The organism is Bacillus sp. SRB_8 (assembly GCF_003264205.1).
GTDB classification, from domain to species: Bacteria; Bacillota; Bacilli; order Bacillales; family Bacillaceae_G; genus Bacillus_A; species Bacillus_A mycoides.
The window spans coordinates 88,397-107,200 of record NZ_NADT01000006.1 but is presented as its reverse complement, the minus strand read 5'-3'; the positions used below and the strand labels follow the sequence as shown (position 1 = coordinate 107,200).

General features: G+C 36.1%; 21 protein-coding genes. 20 read left to right on the top strand and 1 reads right to left on the bottom strand.

Annotated elements, in window-relative coordinates; all coding sequences use genetic code 11:
• Window positions 1-40: 40 nt before the first annotated feature.
• The 6 genes from B5P40_RS05630 (at window position 41) to B5P40_RS05605 (ending at window position 4,237) form a co-directional block, all read left to right on the top strand.
• On the top strand, window positions 41-259 hold the full coding sequence (locus B5P40_RS05630) for a group II intron maturase-specific domain-containing protein (protein ID WP_308729285.1): 219 nt from the start codon (window positions 41-43) through the stop codon (window positions 257-259).
• Between the two features lie 211 nt (window positions 260-470).
• The gene (gene lhaT, locus B5P40_RS05625) at window positions 471-1,061 is read left to right on the top strand and encodes a lipoprotein heptaprenylglyceryl N-acetyltransferase LhaT (protein ID WP_002086612.1); all 591 of its coding nucleotides are present in this window, start codon (window positions 471-473) and stop codon (window positions 1,059-1,061) included.
• 25 nt (window positions 1,062-1,086) lie between these two features.
• Window positions 1,087-1,773: a lipoprotein intramolecular transacylase Lit gene (lit, locus tag B5P40_RS05620; RefSeq protein ID WP_002064533.1), complete on the top strand. Its 687-nt coding sequence runs from the start codon at window positions 1,087-1,089 to the stop codon at window positions 1,771-1,773.
• 107 nt (window positions 1,774-1,880) lie between these two features.
• Window positions 1,881-2,666 carry a sporulation protein YpjB gene (gene ypjB / locus B5P40_RS05615; RefSeq protein WP_002188994.1) on the top strand — a complete coding sequence of 262 codons (786 nt, stop codon included), beginning with the start codon at window positions 1,881-1,883 and terminating at the stop codon, window positions 2,664-2,666.
• Window positions 2,667-2,771: 105 nt separating this feature from the next.
• Window positions 2,772-3,452: a zinc metallopeptidase gene (locus tag B5P40_RS05610; protein ID WP_002086606.1), complete on the top strand. Its 681-nt coding sequence runs from the start codon at window positions 2,772-2,774 to the stop codon at window positions 3,450-3,452.
• 134 nt (window positions 3,453-3,586) lie between these two features.
• On the top strand, window positions 3,587-4,237 hold the full coding sequence (locus tag B5P40_RS05605; protein WP_002188995.1) for a uracil-DNA glycosylase: 651 nt from the start codon (window positions 3,587-3,589) through the stop codon (window positions 4,235-4,237).
• 28 nt (window positions 4,238-4,265) lie between these two features.
• Here the strand turns inward: B5P40_RS05605 and B5P40_RS05600 are convergent, their stop codons facing one another.
• A complete protein-coding gene (locus B5P40_RS05600) occupies window positions 4,266-5,147 on the bottom strand; it encodes a YitT family protein (protein WP_002011845.1) in 882 nt (293 codons plus the stop codon).
• A gap of 508 nt (window positions 5,148-5,655) precedes the next feature.
• On the opposite strand from B5P40_RS05600, the gene B5P40_RS05595 reads away from it, so the two are divergent.
• The 14 genes from B5P40_RS05595 (at window position 5,656) to aspB (ending at window position 18,706) form a co-directional block, all read left to right on the top strand.
• Window positions 5,656-6,000, top strand: coding sequence for a nucleotide pyrophosphohydrolase (locus tag B5P40_RS05595; RefSeq protein WP_002193195.1), 345 nt, complete (start codon window positions 5,656-5,658; stop codon window positions 5,998-6,000).
• Window positions 5,997-6,797 carry a dihydrodipicolinate reductase gene (gene dapB, locus B5P40_RS05590; RefSeq protein ID WP_002188996.1) on the top strand — a complete coding sequence of 267 codons (801 nt, stop codon included), beginning with the start codon at window positions 5,997-5,999 and terminating at the stop codon, window positions 6,795-6,797. Before B5P40_RS05595 ends, dapB begins: the two co-directional genes overlap by 4 nt.
• Window positions 6,798-6,811: 14 nt before the next feature.
• A complete protein-coding gene (mgsA, locus tag B5P40_RS05585) occupies window positions 6,812-7,207 on the top strand; it encodes a methylglyoxal synthase (RefSeq protein ID WP_000684753.1) in 396 nt (131 codons plus the stop codon).
• A gap of 11 nt (window positions 7,208-7,218) precedes the next feature.
• Entirely contained in the window at window positions 7,219-7,923 is a 705-nt protein-coding gene (gene bshB1 / locus B5P40_RS05580) for a bacillithiol biosynthesis deacetylase BshB1 (RefSeq protein WP_002193194.1), read from the top strand.
• Complete coding sequence (bshA, locus tag B5P40_RS05575; protein WP_002086596.1) at window positions 7,920-9,065, top strand: N-acetyl-alpha-D-glucosaminyl L-malate synthase BshA; 1,146 nt, start codon at window positions 7,920-7,922, stop codon at window positions 9,063-9,065. Before bshB1 ends, bshA begins: the two co-directional genes overlap by 4 nt.
• Complete coding sequence (locus B5P40_RS05570) at window positions 9,052-10,245, top strand: CCA tRNA nucleotidyltransferase (protein ID WP_002193193.1); 1,194 nt, start codon at window positions 9,052-9,054, stop codon at window positions 10,243-10,245. Before bshA ends, B5P40_RS05570 begins: the two co-directional genes overlap by 14 nt.
• Window positions 10,230-11,210 carry a biotin--[acetyl-CoA-carboxylase] ligase gene (locus tag B5P40_RS05565; protein WP_002086594.1) on the top strand — a complete coding sequence of 327 codons (981 nt, stop codon included), beginning with the start codon at window positions 10,230-10,232 and terminating at the stop codon, window positions 11,208-11,210. Before B5P40_RS05570 ends, B5P40_RS05565 begins: the two co-directional genes overlap by 16 nt.
• A gap of 342 nt (window positions 11,211-11,552) precedes the next feature.
• Window positions 11,553-12,389, top strand: coding sequence for a 3-methyl-2-oxobutanoate hydroxymethyltransferase (gene panB / locus B5P40_RS05560; RefSeq protein WP_002011854.1), 837 nt, complete (start codon window positions 11,553-11,555; stop codon window positions 12,387-12,389).
• Window positions 12,389-13,237 carry a pantoate--beta-alanine ligase gene (gene panC, locus B5P40_RS05555; protein ID WP_016101475.1) on the top strand — a complete coding sequence of 283 codons (849 nt, stop codon included), beginning with the start codon at window positions 12,389-12,391 and terminating at the stop codon, window positions 13,235-13,237. The genes panB and panC overlap by 1 nt, the downstream gene beginning before the upstream one ends.
• 12 nt (window positions 13,238-13,249) lie before the next feature.
• A complete protein-coding gene (gene panD / locus B5P40_RS05550) occupies window positions 13,250-13,633 on the top strand; it encodes an aspartate 1-decarboxylase (protein WP_000490176.1) in 384 nt (127 codons plus the stop codon).
• 130 nt (window positions 13,634-13,763) lie between these two features.
• Window positions 13,764-16,568 (top strand): ATP-dependent DNA helicase DinG, encoded by a 2,805-nt coding sequence (gene dinG / locus B5P40_RS05545; RefSeq protein ID WP_113708960.1) that lies wholly within the window; start codon window positions 13,764-13,766, stop codon window positions 16,566-16,568.
• 250 nt (window positions 16,569-16,818) lie between these two features.
• Complete coding sequence (locus B5P40_RS05540; RefSeq protein WP_002166065.1) at window positions 16,819-16,989, top strand: YpmA family protein; 171 nt, start codon at window positions 16,819-16,821, stop codon at window positions 16,987-16,989.
• A gap of 7 nt (window positions 16,990-16,996) precedes the next feature.
• Complete coding sequence (locus B5P40_RS05535) at window positions 16,997-17,500, top strand: cell wall elongation regulator TseB-like domain-containing protein (protein WP_002030789.1); 504 nt, start codon at window positions 16,997-16,999, stop codon at window positions 17,498-17,500.
• An 18-nt stretch (window positions 17,501-17,518) separates the two neighbouring features.
• A complete protein-coding gene (gene aspB, locus B5P40_RS05530; protein ID WP_113708959.1) occupies window positions 17,519-18,706 on the top strand; it encodes an aspartate transaminase AspB in 1,188 nt (395 codons plus the stop codon).
• Window positions 18,707-18,804: the final 98 nt, after the last annotated feature.

Below are 18,804 nucleotides of genomic sequence, written 5' to 3'. Positions count from 1 at the left end.
CAGCTTTTTATTTTGCGTGCCCAGCTAAGCTGGGCACTGTTTGATGGTGAAAGGTTTAAATAGAATTCTACAAGGATTCAAAAATTATTATAGCCTATCTTCAATTGGACAGAAGTGGCTCGGTAAAATAGATTGGTACGTCTTAGAACGGCTTAACCTTTTCTGGATAAGAAAAGAAACATGGTCGTATCAAGGACTTGATGAAGAAAATAACATACACACTCGTGAAAGTAGGAAGCTAGAACAAACTGAAAGCTAAAGAAGGAAGAGCATCGGAAAGCCGTATGAGGGAAAACCTCACGTACGGTTTGATGAGGGGAAGCTGAAACAGAAAAGGGATAGCAAAGCCATCCCTAAAGAAAATTTAATCTGTTTCAGTTTTCTACTCTACGATGACGGAAAGTTTGCTATATAATAGAGTAGAGTTCGATGAAAGAATTACTTTGTTTGAAAGGTGTTGGACATACAGATTGGCTTACTTGTATGCAATGTTAAGGCAACGTTCGGTACTATTATTTTTATTGGTTGTTAACATATTAGGTACAATTTACGGATTCATATGGTATGGAAATCAATTAAAAGAAACCTCACCTATATTTTGGCCGTTTGTACCAGATAGCCCTATGGCGACTCTCTTTTTTGTCTTTGTTTTAATTGCTTTCTTGATGAAGAAGAACTGGGGGTTAATAGAAGCGCTAGCGATAGTTACTTTAATAAAATATGGTGTTTGGGCTGTTGTTGTAAATGCAATTATGATTTATGTAAAAGGCCCTATTGGCCTTATGGGATATATGTTAATGTTATCTCATTTTGCGATGGCAGTGCAGGGAATGTTATATGCTCCGTTTTATCGGATAAAAAAATGGCACTTCACTGTAGCTGGCATATGGACATTACATAATGATGCAATTGATTATTTATTTTGGCAAATGCCGAGATATGGGATTATGCATTTATTTGTAGAGAAAATTGGTTATTTTACGTTTTGGTTAAGTATTGCTGTACTGTGTATTACATATTATTATTGCTTACGTGAGAACCGAAAACAGTTTTCTTTATGATGGTGAGGACATTTAGGGGGAGAAAATGAAGAAAAATAAGAGCGGTATAAACATATTGGATCGATTGATCACTTTAGTAGTTTCCTATAGCATAGCATTTTCTGTTTTCGCTCTCGCGACAACGGTAGTTGTATATGGAAAATGGTTGTATTATTTTGAAATTGATTTTTTAAATATTCCAGATTTAGCGGATATGACGAAAGATGAAATTAAGAGAAACTATGATGTGCTTATTACATATTTATCGCCGTTTTATGAAGGTGCATTACAATTGCCGACATTAGATATGTCCACAAATGGACGCATTCATTTTGTAGATGTTAAAAATATTTTAGTAAAGATTCAATATATAATGTATGGAACGATTGTAATTGCTGTATTAGGAGGAGCGTATTTATTAAAAAAGAAAAAAGAAAAGTTTTTACTTCACGGAGCGATTCTTACAATTATTTTTCCAATAGCTCTTACGTTACCAATTGCTATTAATTTTGAAAAGAGTTTCGTATTATTTCATAAGCTTTTATTTAGTAATGATTATTGGATGTTTGATATTGAAACAGATCCGGTTATTTTAATGTTACCGGAAGAATTCTTTATGCATGCTGCATGTATTATTTTATTATTGATTTTAGGTGGTAGCATGCTTTGTTATGGTGTGTATAAATATTTAGTGAAAAAGAAAAGGGTTTCAAAGAAAAAATTCTCTGTTTAAAGAGAATTTTTTTGTTTTCATAAAGATAATATATTTTTTGGTTTTGTTCTGTTCTATTCTTGTCCAATTCCACATATTTTGTACTAGTAGTTATAGGGGGGACCGGGATGAAGAGAACATTAATTGGACTGATAGCATTTCTAATTATAATGTTTCCAGTACGTATATATGCTGAAGAGTGGAGTGAACTAACTGGATTGCTAGATGACTCTTTGCAGTTAGTGAAGAAAAAAGAAGATAAAAAGGCAATACAAGTACTGTACCATTTCTCAGAGCAATTTCTATCAAAGGAGAATGAAAATAATTCAAAAGTAACTCCGGGACAAATTAGAGTCGTTTCTTTAGCATACGATAAGGCGAAACAATCTCTCGCGGAAGATTCAGATAGGCAAGTTAAAGTGGATAATATGTTAGCGTTACAACTTGCTGTTGATGCACAAGTATCTAAATATCAGCCACTTTGGATGGAAAGAGAAAGAAAGATAATGAATGCTTTTTCTCAAGTAGAAAAGGCGATGGAAAAAGAAGATGATGGACAGTTCCAACAGACGCTAAATACATTTTTAAATGAATTTAATATTATTTATCCTAGTTTAATGATTGCTCTGCCAGAAAACGAAGCGCAGCGTGTAAATGCACATTTATCTTATTTGGATGAATTTCGTAACGTTATGTTAAAAACGAAAGGTGGACAAATGCAACTAGGGATTATTAAAGGTGATTTGCAAAAAATATTTCATACAGTAAAAAAAGATGAGATTGCTCCCTCTCTCATTTGGTTTATGACAATTACTGGAGGACTTATTTTGTTCACTTTAACGTATGTTGGATGGAGAAAGTATAAAGGGGAGAGAGAGAAGCGGAGAAGCAACTTGCATTCTAAAGATAGATAATACGCATAAATAAAGATACGGATTGTAAGGTTTATTTATTGACAACGGTGGAAGAAAAAAATAGAATGAGAAGTACTATAATTAAAACTTCAATGGAGGTTTATGATGTTTTATTTAATTTACTTCGCGATCATTTTGATCATACCGTTGTATGCACAGTCAAAAGTACGTAGTGCCTATAGCAAGTATTCACAAGTTTATTCAACATCAGGTATGACAGGAGCGGAAGTGGCTCGGAAAATTTTAGATGAAAATGGATTGTACAATGTAGCCGTAGAAGAAACGCCAGGTCATTTGTCAGATCATTATGACCCGCGTGTAAAGACGGTTAGATTATCGACAGATAACTATTATGGTCATTCAGTTGCTGGTACAGCTGTAGCAGCACATGAAGTAGGACACGCAATTCAAGATGCGAAAGATTATAACTTTATGCGTGTACGCCATTCGTTAGTGCCAGTTGCTAATTTTGGTTCAAACATGTCATGGGTTTTTGTCCTAATTGGTGTATTTGCACAAATGTCTGGTTTGTTGTTACTAGGAATTATTTTAATGGCAGCAGGTGTTATTTTCCAACTTGTTACATTACCAGTTGAGTTTGATGCATCAAAACGCGCAATGCAACAAATTGAAGCACTTGGTATCGTATCAACAGATGAGTACGGTCAAGCTCGTAAAGTATTAAATGCGGCAGCATTAACATATGTAGCAGCAGCTGCTGTAGCAGTATTTGAATTATTACGTCTCGTATTAATTTATACTGGTATGCAGCGTAGCGACGATTAAAGACTATCAATTTTGATAGTCTTTTTTTTGTTTTGTGGATTGAATCTTATAATATGTTACAAATGGAAATAATAGAGAGAATATGGGGTATAGAACTAGTTAAAATAAAGATAAGTATGGAATGATGAAAGAAGGTGACGGACATAGAATATCCATATCATTTAGTTAAACAAGTGAAGGAGCGTAGTGCTATATACCAATTAGAAGGTTTTTTAAGTGGACAGGGCCCTAAAAACCCGAAATTAATGCTTGTTGGAGAAGCACCTGGTGAAACAGAAATTCATAATGGGATTCCATTTAGTGGGAGAGCGGGAAAACATTTAATGGAATTTTTAGAACGTATTCACGTTACAAGGGAAGAAGTATATATTACGAGTGCGGTCCGGAGTAGACCTTATAAATGGAGAGAGAAAAGGGAACGAAATGGCGAAATAATACAGAAGAAGTACAATAGAACACCGAATCAAGGTGAGATACTTGCCCATGCACCTTTGCTAGATTATGAACTGGAATTTATACAGCAGCCGGTTATTGTCACACTTGGTAATATTGCATTACAGCGTTTAGTTGGTAAAAATAATAAAATTACGGATGTTCATGGAGAATTGTTAAAGCAACCTGTGCAGCGATTGAAAGATAGCAGCAGTACAGAATTTATTTGGTCAGAAAAAGAATATCATATTTTTCCGACCTTTCATCCAGCTTCTATTTTCTATAATCGGAGTTTGTTGGAGCTTATTTATGAGGATTTGGAGAAACTTAAAAGATTTATAATAAAAAACTAGAAAAGCTACAGAGCTTTTCTAGCTGAATTTAATTATGTAACGGTTTTTTATTTTCATCTAATGTAAATCCTTCACCAACAACATCGTGTACATCACTTACAGCGACAAAGGCATGTGGATCTACTGAAATAATGATATTTTTTAATTTTACGATTTCATTTTTAGCAACAACACAATATAGTACATTACGTTCTATTTTTGTATAGGATCCAACTGCTTTTAAAAAGGTTGCTCCGCGCTCCATTTCTGATAAAATTTTTGAAGCAATTTCATCGTTTTTATCAGAAATAATAGTTGCTCCTTTTGCTGCATAAGCACCTTCTTGCATGAAATCAATAACCTTGGCCCCGATAAAAACAGCAACTAACGTATACATGCCCTCGCGATATGATAAATATGTAAGAATAGAGATAATGATAACGACCGCATCAAACATAAACATCGTTTTTCCCATACTCCAGCCAACATATTTGTGAGCTAGCCTTGCGATAATATCAACACCGCCAGTAGTCCCGCCGTATTTGAATATAATTCCAAGTCCTATGCCGATAAATGCCCCAGCGAATAAAGCAGCCAGTGTCATATCATTTTGCAAGTTTAAATGTAAGTTGAGAACCTCGTAGCGCTGAAACACCCAAAGGAATAAAGAGACGCTAAATGTACCGATTAATGTGTATAAAAATGTTGTTCGGCCGAGTAATTTCCAGCCAATGAAAAATAGAGGGACGTTTAAAATTAAGTTTGTATAGGAAGGATCAAGTGAAAATTTAAAATATAATAATAGCGTAATGCCGGTAAATCCACCCTCTGCAAGATGATTTTCAATATTGATATTCACAATACCGAAAGAAAAAATAGCGGAACCGATTAAAATAAAAATGATATTTCGAATCTTCAAATTTGATGTCATTTAGAAATCCCCCTAATTATGTAATGATTGCATTGCTCCTCTTAAACGATAGAACATAATAATAAGTTATTTCTAGTTGATAGTAAAAATAGAGAATGGTATAAGAGCTTAATTAGTTCAGCCTGATATTGTGCGGAAAAAATGCAAAAGAAAGTTTCACTTTATCCCGTCCCAACGGCTGGTAGAGGGAAAAGCGAAGAAGAAAAGGTCGAACCAGCCGCAGGGACCCGATTGGTTCAGGCTGATCTTTTGTAAAAATCACGCAAAAGAAGTTTCACTTTACCCCGCTCTAACGGCTGGTAGAGGGTAACACAGTGAAGAAAGTTCGAACCAGCCGTAAGAGCCCGATTGGTTCAGGCTGATCTTTTGCAAAAATCACGCAAAAGAAGTTTCACTTTATTATAGTCTATCCTAAAAAGAGTCGTAAATAGTGATATGAGGGAATAATATTTGTCAAATCGCGATGAATTGGCTAACATGAAAGAGGAAGGAATAAGAGGTGACTAGTATGGAAGCAAAAACGATGAAAGATATGCAGAAAGAAGTAGATGCATATATCGGTCAATTTAAAGAAGGTTATTTTAGTCCGCTTGCAATGATGGCTCGTTTAACTGAAGAAATGGGAGAGCTTGCAAGAGAGGTTAATCATTATTATGGTGAGAAACCAAAGAAAACGACTGAGAAAGAACGAAGTGTTGAGGAAGAGCTTGGAGATGTTTTATTTGTTATGCTTTGTATGGCAAATAGTTTAAATATTGATTTAGAAACAGCGCATAACATTGTAATGAATAAATTTAATACACGTGATAAAGATCGTTGGACACGTATTGATGAGGGAGAGAAAGACGCATGAAAGAAATTAAAGTAATTATCGCTGGACCACGAGGACGCATGGGATATGAAGCAGTCCTTCTTATGGAAAGAACAGCGCATTTCAATTTAGTAGCAGCAATTGATTATAAGCATGGTGGAGAAAAAATTTCTGATGTACCGGGAATGCCAGCGCTAGATGCACCTATTTACGCGGATTTACATACTTGTTTAGATGAAGTAGAAGCAGATGTATTGTTAGATTTAACAACACCAGAAATTGGAAAGAAACATGTGACACTTGCAGTTGAACGTGGACTTCGATCAGTTATTGGTACAACTGGATTTACTGAAGAAGAACTAAAGCAATTAACAGAAAATGCAAAAGAAAAAGAAGTAGGAACAATTATCGCTCCAAATTTTGCGATTGGTGCAGTTCTTATGATGAAGTTCTCTCAAATGGCAGCGAAGTATTTCCAAGATGTTGAAGTAATTGAATTACACCATGATCAAAAATTAGACGCACCATCTGGTACAGCTGTAAAAACAGTAGAATTAATCCGTCAAAATCGTGTACCAAAAGAGCAAGGGCACCCTAATGAAACGGAACAATTAGAAGGGGCACGTGGTGCAAATGTAGACGGTATTCACATTCATAGCGTACGTCTACCAGGGCTTATTGCACACCAAGAAGTAATGTTCGGCGGAGATGGACAAATGTTAACAGTTCGTCATGATTCATTCAACCGTGCATCATTTATGTCAGGTGTAAAACTATCAATTGAAACAGTAATGAACCTTGATCATCTTGTGTACGGTTTAGAAAATATTATCGACTAAAGGGGAGACAACGGATGAAAATTGCCTTAATCGCACATGACAAAAAGAAAGATGATATGGTTTCGTTCGCATACGCATATAAACCAATTTTTGAAAAACATGAACTTTTTGCAACAGGAACGACAGGACTTCGTATTATGGAGGCAACTGGTTTAGTTGTAACAAGATATCAATCCGGTCCTCTTGGTGGAGATCAAGAAATTGGTGCAATGATTGCAAAAAATGAGATGGATATGGTGATTTTTTTCCGGGATCCACTAACAGCCCAGCCGCATGAACCAGATGTTAATGCGTTACTTCGTTTATGTGATGTATACGCCATCCCATTAGCAACAAATATGGCAAGTGCTGAAATGCTAATGCATGCATTAGAGCGGGGAGATTTAGATTACCGAAAGTTAAGAAAATGAGGGGAACAATTATGAGTGGATTACATATATTAGCGTTTGGTGCTCATGCCGATGATGTTGAAATCGGCATGGCAGGTACCATTGCAAAGTATACGAAGCAAGGATATGAAGTAGGCATTTGCGATTTAACAGAAGCTGATCTTTCTTCAAATGGAACGGTAGAAATAAGAAAAGAAGAAGCAAAGGCTGCAGCTCGTATTATGGGAGTAAAAACGAGAATTAATTTAGCAATGCCAGATCGTGGTTTGTATATGAAAGAAGAATATATACGTGAAATTGTAAAGATTATTCGTACATATAAACCAGCACTAATTTTCGCACCATATTACGAAGATCGTCATCCAGACCATGCTAATTGCGCGAAACTTGTGGAAGAAGCTATCTTTTCAGCGGGAATTCGTAAATATATGTCTGAACTTCCGCCGCACCGTGTAGAGTCGTTTTATAATTATATGATTAATGGTTTTCATAAACCGAATTTTTGTATAGATATTAGTGAATACCTTTCTAAAAAGGTGGAAGCGTTAGAAGCGTATGAAAGTCAGTTTTCAACAGGGAGTGATGGTGTTAAGACGCCATTAACCGAAGGATACGTTGAAACTGTAATCGCTAGGGAGAAGATGTTTGGGAAAGAAGTTGGAGTGCTGTATGCCGAAGGATTTATGAGTAAGAAACCGGTTTTATTACATGCTGATTTAATAGGGGGATGTAAATGAAATTGAAAATAGGTATTACATGTTATCCTTCTGTAGGTGGTTCTGGGGTTGTTGGGACAGAGTTAGGAAAGCAATTGGCGGAACGCGGGCATGAAATTCATTTTATTACATCGGGTGTACCATTTCGGTTGAATAAAGTGTACCCGAACATTTATTTTCACGAAGTAACAGTAAATCAATATTCTGTTTTTCAATATCCACCTTACGATTTAGCATTAGCGAGTAAAATGGCAGAGGTTGCTCAAAGAGAAAACCTTGATATTTTACATGTGCATTATGCAATCCCTCATGCTATTTGTGCATATTTAGCAAAACAAATGATTGGGGAGCGTATTAAAATTGTTACGACCTTACATGGAACGGATATTACTGTGTTAGGTTCCGACCCTTCGTTAAATAATTTAATTCGCTTTGGTATTGAACAATCTGATGTTGTTACAGCTGTGTCACATTCGTTAATTGAAGAAACAAATGAACTTGTAAAACCAGATAAAGAAATTGAGACGGTATACAATTTTGTAGATGAACGTGTTTATTTCAAACGTGATATGTCTCAATTAAAAAAAGAATATGGTATACGAGAAAATGAAAAAGTGTTGATTCATATTTCAAATTTCCGAAAGGTTAAGCGTGTACAGGATGTTGTGCAGTCATTTGCCAAAATTGTAAAGGAAGTAGATGCGAAATTGCTTCTTGTTGGTGATGGACCAGAGTTCTGTACTATTTTACAATTGGTGAAAAGTTTACATATTGAGGAACGTGTCTTATTCCTAGGAAAGCAAGATAATGTTGCAGAGCTTCTTGCGATGAGTGATTTAATGCTACTTTTATCAGAAAAGGAAAGTTTTGGTCTTGTTATATTAGAAGCGATGGCGTGTGGTGTGCCTAGTATCGGAACGAGGGTTGGGGGCATTCCAGAGGTCATTCAACATGGTGAAACAGGATATATATGTGAAGTTGGAGATACAGACGGAATAGCTAAGCAAGCAATTCAGCTACTAGAAAATGAAGAACTTCACCGTAATATGGGAGAGCGAGCGATGAAATCTGTATATGAGCAGTTTCGTTCGGAAAAAATCGTTTCACAGTATGAGGCGATTTATTATGACATACTAAGGGATGACAAGAATGGAAAGATTTAAAAAAGCTAGTTCAATTATTGAGATGTTAAAACAGCACGGACATGAGGCTTACTTCGTTGGTGGAAGTGTACGCGATCTTATTATCGATAGACCGATTGGAGATATCGATATCGCAACATCTGCTTTACCAGAAGAAGTAATGGCTATTTTCCCAAGACATGTTCCGGTTGGTCTTGAGCATGGAACTGTAATTGTTGTAGAAAATGGTGAACCGTATGAGGTAACTACTTTTCGAACAGAAAGCGAATATGAAGATTTTCGAAGACCTAGTAGTGTTCAATTTGTCCGTTCATTAGAAGAGGATTTAAAACGACGTGATTTCACGATGAATGCAATTGCAATGACAGAGGAAGGCGAAATGGTTGATTTATTTGCTGGGAAAGAAGCGATTCGTCTGAAGGAAATTACAACGGTTGGAGATGCTGCAGACCGTTTTCAAGAAGATGCACTGCGAATGATGCGTGGTATTCGGTTCGTAGGTACGTTAGGTTTCTCTTTGGAAATAAAGACGAAACAAGCAATTGAAACGTATGGGCATTTGCTCGAACATATAGCGATTGAAAGAATTACAGTTGAATTTGAAAAATTGTTGACCGGTACATATTGTGTGAATGGTCTTCAAGAGTTAGTAGAAACTAAGCTATTTTCTCATCTGCCATATTTGCAAATGTCAGAAGAAAGACTCTTGAAAGCTACGCAGTATAAATGGGATTCTTTCGAAACAGACGTTGAGGCGTGGGCATTTTTCCTATATTGTATCGGAGAAGAGCATCCATCTGTCTTTTTGCGTCAATGGAAGTTCTCGAATAAAAAGATTAAAGATATCGTAGCGGTTTTATTAGCAATTCGTTCTAGAAAGGAGAAGGAGTGGGATACAATCCTTCTTTATAAAACTGGGATTCGCATCGCTGAGATGGCGGAAAGAGTATATGAAGCGATAATAGAAAGTTATAATAGTGCGTCTGTTAAGCAAGTACAATCATTATTTCATGCATTGCCGATAAAAAATCGTCAAGAAATGAATGTGACTGGTAATGATTTATTAAGCTGGACAGATAAAAAGCCAGGTCCGTGGGTTGCCGAAATGCTTCAAAATATTGAAGAAGCAATCGTACAAGGAGATTTAGTTAATAAGAAAGAGGATATAAGGGAGTGGCTACAAAGATGCAATCTACTATAAGAAAGCAGTTATTACAAGTTTTTTCTGAAGCAGATGGTGCATTTGTATCTGGTCAAATACTTAGTGACAAACTTGGTTGTTCGAGAACCGCTGTATGGAAGCATATGGAGGACCTTCGTAATGAAGGGTATGAACTAGAAGCTGTACGCCGCTTAGGGTACCGAATTGCTAGTAAACCAGATAAAGTAACTGCGAATGAGATTCAATTAGGATTACAAACAGAGCGTATCGGTAGAACGGTTTATTTTGAAGAATCGGTTGAGTCTACTCAGCATATTGCAGCGAGACTTGCTTATGAAGGCGCAGAAGAGGGAACAATTGTCGTTGCTGAAGAACAAACAGCAGGTAGAGGGCGTTTAAGTAGAAAATGGTATTCCCCAAAAGGAACAGGAATTTGGATGAGTATTATTTTGCGTCCCTCGATTCCAGTTCATCATGCACCACAGCTTACTTTATTAGCAGCTGTTAGCGTAGCGCAAGCAATTGAAAAATGTACCGGTGTAAACGTAGGGATTAAGTGGCCGAATGATATTTTAATTCAAGGTAAAAAAGCTGTCGGTATATTAACGGAGATGCAAGCTGATCCAGATAAAATTAATGCTGTTATTATGGGAATTGGCATTAATGCAAATCAGAAACAAGAACATTTTGATGAGGAAATTCAGCAAATTGCAACTTCATTAGCAATTGAATCGGGTAAGCCGATTGTTCGTGCGGAACTTATGCAACAAATTTTCTTGCAACTAGAGAAATTGTATGAAGAGTATTTAAAAAATGGCTTCTCTGTTATTAAAATTCTTTGGGAAAGTTACGCAGTAAGTATCGGAAAAGAAATTACAGCTCGAACGATGAAGGAAACTATTAATGGGCTAGCAAAAGGAATTACGGAGGATGGTGTATTGTTACTTGAGGATCATCAAGGACAAGTGCACCACATTCATTCTGCTGATATAGAAATTAAGTAAAAGAAGTTCCTATTTTGGAGCTTCTTTTTGTCATTTAGATACTAATAAATTTCACATACCGTAATAGGAATAAAAAATTATTTTTTCGAAAAAATGTAGCAATTCCTTTTCAGAGTTTGCTATAATTAGTTCGAATATGGGCAGTATCAAAGCGAACTGCACCATTATTTTACGCAGTATGAAAAAATAATAATTTGGATTCTGCCTTGATCCAATAATGGACTGGGACAGAGGGATGAATAATGCCGACTAACACACAACCCTTCTGCCCTTTTATGGCCAGAGGGGTTTTTTATATGATTTCGGCCATCTCCTCTCTCCTGCATAAAGGAGGAGTAGTTTTTGAAAACAAAAACAGATTTTTTGAAAATGAAAGAGCAAGGTGAGCCGATTACAATGCTAACGGCGTATGATTATCCATCTGCTAAATTAGCAGAAGAAGCTAAAGTCGATATGATTTTAGTGGGTGATTCTCTAGGAATGGTTGTACTTGGGTATGATTCAACAGTTCCAGTAACAGTAGAGGATATGATTCATCATACGAAAGCTGTACGCCGCGGAGCGAAAGAGACGTTTATTGTAACTGATATGCCATTTATGTCTTATCATGTCTCATTGCAAGATACGATGATTAATGCACGTCGCATTGTTCAAGAGAGCGGGGCACATGCATTAAAGGTAGAAGGTGCTGGAGAAGTTATATCAACTATTCACTACTTAACGAATGCGGGAATTCCCGTTGTGGCGCATTTAGGTTTAACTCCTCAATCTGTAGGAGTGCTAGGTGGGTATAAAGTACAAGGGAAAGATGCTGAAAGTGCAAAAAAATTAATAGAAGATGCAAAGAAATGTGAGGAAGCTGGTGCGATAGCACTTGTGCTAGAATGTGTGCCAATGCAATTAGCAGAACTTATTTCAGAGCAGTTAACAATTCCTACAATTGGAATTGGAGCAGGACAAAAAGTAGATGGGCAAGTTCTTGTATACCACGATCTTATCTCGTACGGCGTAAATCGTGTTCCGAAATTTGTGAAGCAATATACGTCTGTTCAAGAGGAGATTGTGCGAGGGATTTCGCAATACGTTACTGAAGTAAAGACAGGGCAATTTCCTGAAGAAAAACATTCATTTACAATGAAAGAGGAAGAGTGCTTAGCGTTATACGGAGGAAAACAATAATGAAAATCATAACTACAGTGCAAGAGATGCAGCAAATTACAAACGAACTGCATGCAAGTGGAAAAAGTATCGGTTTTGTTCCAACGATGGGGTATTTACACGAAGGGCATGCTACGTTACTACGTAAGGCAAGGGAAGAAAATGAAATTGTAGTTTTAAGTGTATTTGTAAATCCACTACAATTTGGACCAAATGAAGATTTAGATCGATACCCACGTGATATTGTTAGAGATGAAAATGTAGCAAAAGAAAATGGTGTTGATTATTTATTTTATCCGAGTGTAGAAGAGATGTATCCAGCAGAACAAACGACAACAGTAGAAGTTGTGAAGCGTACCGACGTATTATGTGGCAAACAAAGACCTGGTCATTTCGCTGGTGTTGCGACTGTACTAATGAAACTTTTTAATATTACATTGCCAACGCGTGCTTATTTCGGTATGAAAGATGCACAGCAAGTAGCTGTAATTGAAGGATTCGTAACTGATTTTAATATTCCCGTTACGATCGTACCAGTTGATATTGTAAGGGAAGAAGATGGATTAGCGAAAAGTTCTCGTAATGTGTATTTATCACTAGAAGAACGTGAAGAGGCTCCTCATTTATACGGCAGTCTATGTATAGCGAAAGAACGAATTGAGGCAGGCGAACGTAATCCGGAAATCATTATGAATCTTGTGAAAGAGCATATTGAGAAGTATACGAAAGGCACTGTAGATTATGCTGATTTATATGCATATCCTTCATTAAAAGCAATAAATAAAATTGAAGGAAGAATCATTTTAGCGATTGCAGTTAAGTTTGAAAATGTACGATTAATTGACAATATAACATTAATGGGGAAATAAGGGGGAGCATCTATGTTTCGCACAATGATGAGAGCGAAGTTACATCGTGCAACTGTAACAGAAGCAAATTTAAATTATGTAGGTAGTATTACAATTGATGAAGATTTAATGGATGCGGTAAATATTGTAGAAAATGAAAAAGTACAAATTGTAAATAATAACAATGGAGCTCGCTTAGAGACATATGTTATTAAAGGAGAGCGCGGTAGCGGTGTTGTGTGTTTAAATGGTGCAGCTGCAAGGCTTGTACAACCGGGTGATAAAGTTATTATTATTTGCTATGGTTTAGTGGCAGAAGAAAATATTCATAAACAAGAGCCGAAAATTGCAGTATTAGACGATGATAATCAAATTATTGAAATGTTAGGTGCTGAAAAAGCTGGCACGATATTATAAGTAGGAAGGCTATCTCTAATTAAGGAGATAGCTTTTTTGTGCATCTTTTCATTAAGATGAGGTAAAACGTGGTATAGTAACATTATATAATTTTTGTGTTTGATAGGTAAGAAATTGAGGTGTTACATATATGAGTAAGCGTTATGTCGTTGTTGATTTAGAGACGACAGGGAACTCCTGGAAGGATGGGAAGGATAAAATCACCCAAATTGCAGCTGTTGTAGTGGAAGATGGAGAGATATTAGAGATTTTTTCATCTTTTATTAATCCGAAGAGAGAGATTCCCCTATTTATTACAGAATTAACTGGGATTGATGAAAATCTTGTAAAACAAGCCCCGTTATTTCGAGATGTAGCCCCGATGATTGTTGAGCTATTACAAGGTGCGGCTTTTGTTGCACATAACGTTCACTTTGATTGGAATTTTTTAAATGAAGAATTAAGGCAAGCTGGATATACAGAAGTACATTGTCCTAAAATTGATACAGTTGAATTGGCGCAAATTCTTTTGCCGACAGCTGATAGTTATAAATTACGTGATTTAGCTAAGCAGCATGAACTAGAGCACGATCAACCACATCGTGCGGATAGTGATGCTCTTGCAACAGCGGAGTTGTTTTTACAATTTTTAAGTGAAATTGAAAAGTTACCACTTGTCACATTACAATCGCTTTATGAATTAAGTGATGTTTTCCAAAGTGATATAGCTGATGTACTTTCTGAAAATATTTTAAAGAAAATGATGCATGGTAAAGAAGAGGCAGAGGAGTGTGAGGTGTATCGAAATATTGCGCTTCGAAAGCGGAATTATTCTTTAAGCCTCAGTGAAACATACTCATCTAAATTTGATGCTTTCTTACATAAGACAATCGATAAACTTGAATTGAATATGCCAAAGTTTGAAAAAAGAGAAAGCCAACAAATTATGATGAAGGAAATATATACAGCGCTAAGAGATTCTAGGTTTTCACTGATTGAAGCAGGAACAGGTACGGGGAAGACGCTTGCATATTTACTTCCAAGTATTTATTTCGCAAAGAAAAAAGAAGAGCCTGTCATTATAAGTACACAAACTGTACAATTGCAACAACAAATACTAGAAAAAGAAATTCCTTTATTAAAGAAAATAATGCCATTTTCATTTGAAGTAGCTCTTCTGAAAGGAAGAAAGCATTACCTTTGTCTACACAAATTTGAATATGCTTTGCAAGAGGAAGAGAAAAATTATGATATGGCGCTCACAAAGGCAAAAATTTTAGTGTGGTTATTGCAAACGGAAACTGGCGATCGTGATGAATTGAATATTCCTGAGGGCGGCAAGTTACTTTGGAACCGTATTTGTAGTGATGTACATAGTCCAGGCGGGATGCAAAGCAACTGGTATAGTCGTTGTTTTTATCAAAGAGCAAAGAATAAAGCACTATTTGCAGATATCGTTATTACAAATCATGCGTTATTATTTCAAGATTTTTCAAGTGAAGAACCACTATTTGCTTCATGTGAACATATTATTTTTGATGAAGCTCATCATATCGAGGAAGCGGCGAGTAGAACATTAGGTGAACAGTTCTCATGCATGTATTTTCAATTAGCTTTATCTCGTCTTGGTACGCTAGAAACAGATGATGTACTTTCTAAAGTATATAAAATGATGAAAAAATCAGAGCAAGCATCGCGTTCAACTTTCCGTATGGTGAGTCATAGTTTGAAGGAATTGAAATTTGATGCGGATGAACTATTTCAAATGTTACGGACTTTCGTATTTAAACAAACAAAGCAGGAACAAGGGATGAGCAATATGCCACTCATTTATCGATATAACACGGAAGTAGAGAAAGGTAAGTTATGGGATAGCATTACCGAGTTAACAAATCGATTTGTGTATGATGTAAGAAAGTTATTGACTACACTTGAGAAGCAAGCTGAAATATTGCAAAGTAAATTAGAATGGGAGATGCATGTCGTTACAGGTGAATTTATGCATTTAATTGAGTTGTTGAGAAAGATGGAACAATCTTTACAATTACTCATTTTAGAAAAAAATTCATACGTGACATGGATGGAGACTGAAACGAAGGGAACGATTCATTCAACAGTTCTATATGCGCAGCCTGTTCATATTGGTGAAAGATTTGCTGATGAATTTTTAACCCAGAAAAAGAGTGTTATTTTCACATCAGCAACGTTAACAGTTAATGATTCATTCGACTATATAAAAGAGGAGCTAGGTTTACATGATTTTGCTCCCAATACATTAAAGGTTCCATCACCATTCCGTTTTGAAGAGCAAATGAAATTAATGGTTTCAACGGATGTACCTTTTATTAAGAAAGCAAGTAATGAAGAATATATTGAGTCTATATCGGCACATATTGCGAAAATAGCGAAAGCTACAAAAGGTAGAATGCTCGTTTTATTCACTTCGTATGAAATGTTGAAAGAAGCGTATACGAATTTGAAAAATGATGAGACATTAGAAGGATATTTATTATTAACGCAAAGTGTGAATAATAAGAGCCGAAGTCGTCTAATCCGCAAATTCCAGGAGTTCGACAAATCGATTTTGTTAGGAACAAGTAGTTTTTGGGAAGGGATAGATATACCTGGAGATGCCCTAAGCTGTCTTGTCATTGTCCGTCTGCCTTTTACCCCTCCTCATCAGCCGATGATGGAAGCAAAAGGAGAGTGGTTAAAAAATCAAGGAGAAGACGTATTCGATAAGTTGGCGCTCCCGCAAGCAATCTTGCGTTTCAAACAAGGGTTTGGTCGTCTTATTAGAACAAATACAGATACGGGAACTGTATTTGTATTAGATCGTCGTTTGACAAGTTCTTCCTATGGAAAACGATTTTTACAATCAATCCCAACTGTACCGCTCTATGAAGGACCGTTAGAAGAATTGTTAGTACAGTTAGAAGAATCGTCAAATGAATAAAATTGGAAGAAAAATACGCCTGAAGTACATTTAAACTTCAGGCGTAAAAAATGTGGGTAGGAGGAATTTTATTTTTCTTACTTCTTGTATACAAAATATATTGCTTTTCGATTTGAAACCTTTTTTTGCTGTACATGTCCTGCTATAATAGATGGGTGATGAAGCAGGGGTTGTAAAGAATGTACTCTTATTGTAACCGCATTGCGTTCTTCTATAATTAGAAATTTTTGTGTAACGGAGGAGTTTTTTCATGGATAAGAAAATCGAAGTCCTATCAACGACGCGTATTAAATATTCGTCTGACTTGTATAAAATTGTTGATGGTTTGAATCGTACGTTAAAAGAGCAGGACCTCATGTTCGGATTAGCATTAGACGAAAAAGATAAAGAAATAGCTGTATTTACGATTTACAGAACGTAGTGATACAATGAAAAAGTGGATCTTTACAATCATTATCGTTATCGTTGCTAGCGGAATATATGGGGCATATGTTTATAATAAAGCGATGGAAAAGAAAATTCCAAAAGAGTCAAAGTCTGTAGAAATTGCGAAAGAAAAGGCAAAGCTTACAAAGGTAAATACCGTTGATTATTATAACGGAAAATCTTCATATACAGTCGTACAAGGTACAGATGAAAAAGGAGAACAACTTATCGTTTGGGTGCCTGAGAAAAAAGGGGAAACTATAGTAAGGAAAAAGAGCGAAGGTATTTCTGAAAAAGATGCTTTACAAAGAACGATTGAACAAGTCGGAGATGAAAGTAAAGAACCCAAAAGTAAGCCGAAAGAAATTTTAAAAGCAAAATTAGGCTTTGAAAATAATATACCATTATGGGAAGTTACATATATTGATGATGACAATCGTTATAGTTACTACTATCTTGAATTTAAAGATGGGAACTTTTTAAGACGATATAGCATTGAAAAATAGATGTAGGGGGAACTACAAATGAAATTAGCAAAGCGAGTAGCTGCTTTAACACCATCTGCAACTTTAGAAATTACAGCAAAGGCACAAGCATTAAAAGCAGAAGGTCATGATGTAATTGGATTAGGAGCAGGAGAGCCTGACTTTAATACGCCAGAACATATTATGGATGCTGCGCATAAAGCGATGTTAGAAGGACATACGAAGTATACACCAACAGGTGGATTGCAAGCGTTAAAACAAGAAATTGCGAAGAAGTTTACTCGTGATCAAGGAATTGCGTATGATTCATCTGAAATTATTGTATGTAATGGTGCCAAGCATGCATTATATACATTATTCCAAGTGTTACTTGATGAAGGAGATGAAGTTATCATCCCAACTCCTTATTGGGTAAGTTATCCTGAGCAAGTAAAGCTTGCTGGTGGTAAGCCAGTTTATGTAGAAGGTCTAGAAGGCAATGAGTACAAAATTACAGCAAAGCAGCTGCGTGAGGCAATTACAGAGAAAACGAAAGCAGTTATTATTAATTCACCGAGCAATCCAACAGGGATGATTTACAGCAAAGAAGAATTACAACAGCTTGGAGAAGTATGTTTAGAGCATGATATCTTAATCGTTTCAGATGAGATCTATGAAAAATTAATTTATGGTGACGCGGAATATACTTCAATTGCCCAGCTTTCTAATGCATTAAAAGAACAAACACTTATTATTAATGGTGTATCTAAATCACATTCTATGACAGGTTGGCGTATTGGATATGCAGCAGGAAATAAGCAGCTTATTAAAGCGATGACGAACTTAGCGAGTCATAGTACGTCAAACCCTACTTCAATTGCTCAATACGGTGCAATTGCTGCGTATGCAGGCTCACAAGAACCTGTAGAAACAATGCGTCAAGCGTTTGAAGAAAGATTGAACATTATTTATGATAAATTAATTCAAATTCCTGGTTTCACTTGCATTAAGCCACAAGGTGCTTTTTACTTATTTCCAAATGTAAAAGAAGCCGTAGCGTTAGCTGGGTATGATACAGTTGATGAGTGGGCAAAAGCATTATTAGAAGAAGAAAAGGTGGCTCTTGTTCCAGGTACAGGATTTGGTGCACCAAATAACGTTCGATTATCGTATGCGACATCTCTTGAGCAAGTTGAGAAAGCATTAGAACGAATTCATACGTTCATGAAAAGTAAAGTACAGGCTTAATCGTCTGTTTCTTGTAGTAAATGGCAAAAAACCTCCCTATATATAGGGAGGTTTTTTTGACGAATTGTGGCAAAAAGAAATGGCTAAAGGTGTGTTAT

Bases quoted from the DNA above. Each gene is read 5' to 3' on its own strand.
- bshA (WP_002086596.1), top strand. From the start codon at position 7,920: ATGAAATTGAAAATAGGTATTACATGTTATCCTTCTGTAGGTGGTTCT.
- B5P40_RS05540 (WP_002166065.1), top strand. From the start codon at position 16,819: ATGGATAAGAAAATCGAAGTCCTATCAACGACGCGTATTAAATATTCG.
- B5P40_RS05610 (WP_002086606.1), top strand. From the start codon at position 2,772: ATGTTTTATTTAATTTACTTCGCGATCATTTTGATCATACCGTTGTAT.
- panD (WP_000490176.1), top strand. From the start codon at position 13,250: ATGTTTCGCACAATGATGAGAGCGAAGTTACATCGTGCAACTGTAACA.
- aspB (WP_113708959.1), top strand. From the start codon at position 17,519: ATGAAATTAGCAAAGCGAGTAGCTGCTTTAACACCATCTGCAACTTTA.
- B5P40_RS05595 (WP_002193195.1), top strand. From the start codon at position 5,656: ATGGAAGCAAAAACGATGAAAGATATGCAGAAAGAAGTAGATGCATAT.
- B5P40_RS05570 (WP_002193193.1), top strand. From the start codon at position 9,052: ATGGAAAGATTTAAAAAAGCTAGTTCAATTATTGAGATGTTAAAACAG.
- panC (WP_016101475.1), top strand. From the start codon at position 12,389: ATGAAAATCATAACTACAGTGCAAGAGATGCAGCAAATTACAAACGAA.
- B5P40_RS05600 (WP_002011845.1), bottom strand. From the start codon at position 5,147: ATGACATCAAATTTGAAGATTCGAAATATCATTTTTATTTTAATCGGT.
- B5P40_RS05565 (WP_002086594.1), top strand. From the start codon at position 10,230: ATGCAATCTACTATAAGAAAGCAGTTATTACAAGTTTTTTCTGAAGCA.
- ypjB (WP_002188994.1), top strand. From the start codon at position 1,881: ATGAAGAGAACATTAATTGGACTGATAGCATTTCTAATTATAATGTTT.
- B5P40_RS05535 (WP_002030789.1), top strand. From the start codon at position 16,997: ATGAAAAAGTGGATCTTTACAATCATTATCGTTATCGTTGCTAGCGGA.
- lit (WP_002064533.1), top strand. From the start codon at position 1,087: ATGAAGAAAAATAAGAGCGGTATAAACATATTGGATCGATTGATCACT.
- dinG (WP_113708960.1), top strand. From the start codon at position 13,764: ATGAGTAAGCGTTATGTCGTTGTTGATTTAGAGACGACAGGGAACTCC.
- bshB1 (WP_002193194.1), top strand. From the start codon at position 7,219: ATGAGTGGATTACATATATTAGCGTTTGGTGCTCATGCCGATGATGTT.
- mgsA (WP_000684753.1), top strand. From the start codon at position 6,812: ATGAAAATTGCCTTAATCGCACATGACAAAAAGAAAGATGATATGGTT.
- dapB (WP_002188996.1), top strand. From the start codon at position 5,997: ATGAAAGAAATTAAAGTAATTATCGCTGGACCACGAGGACGCATGGGA.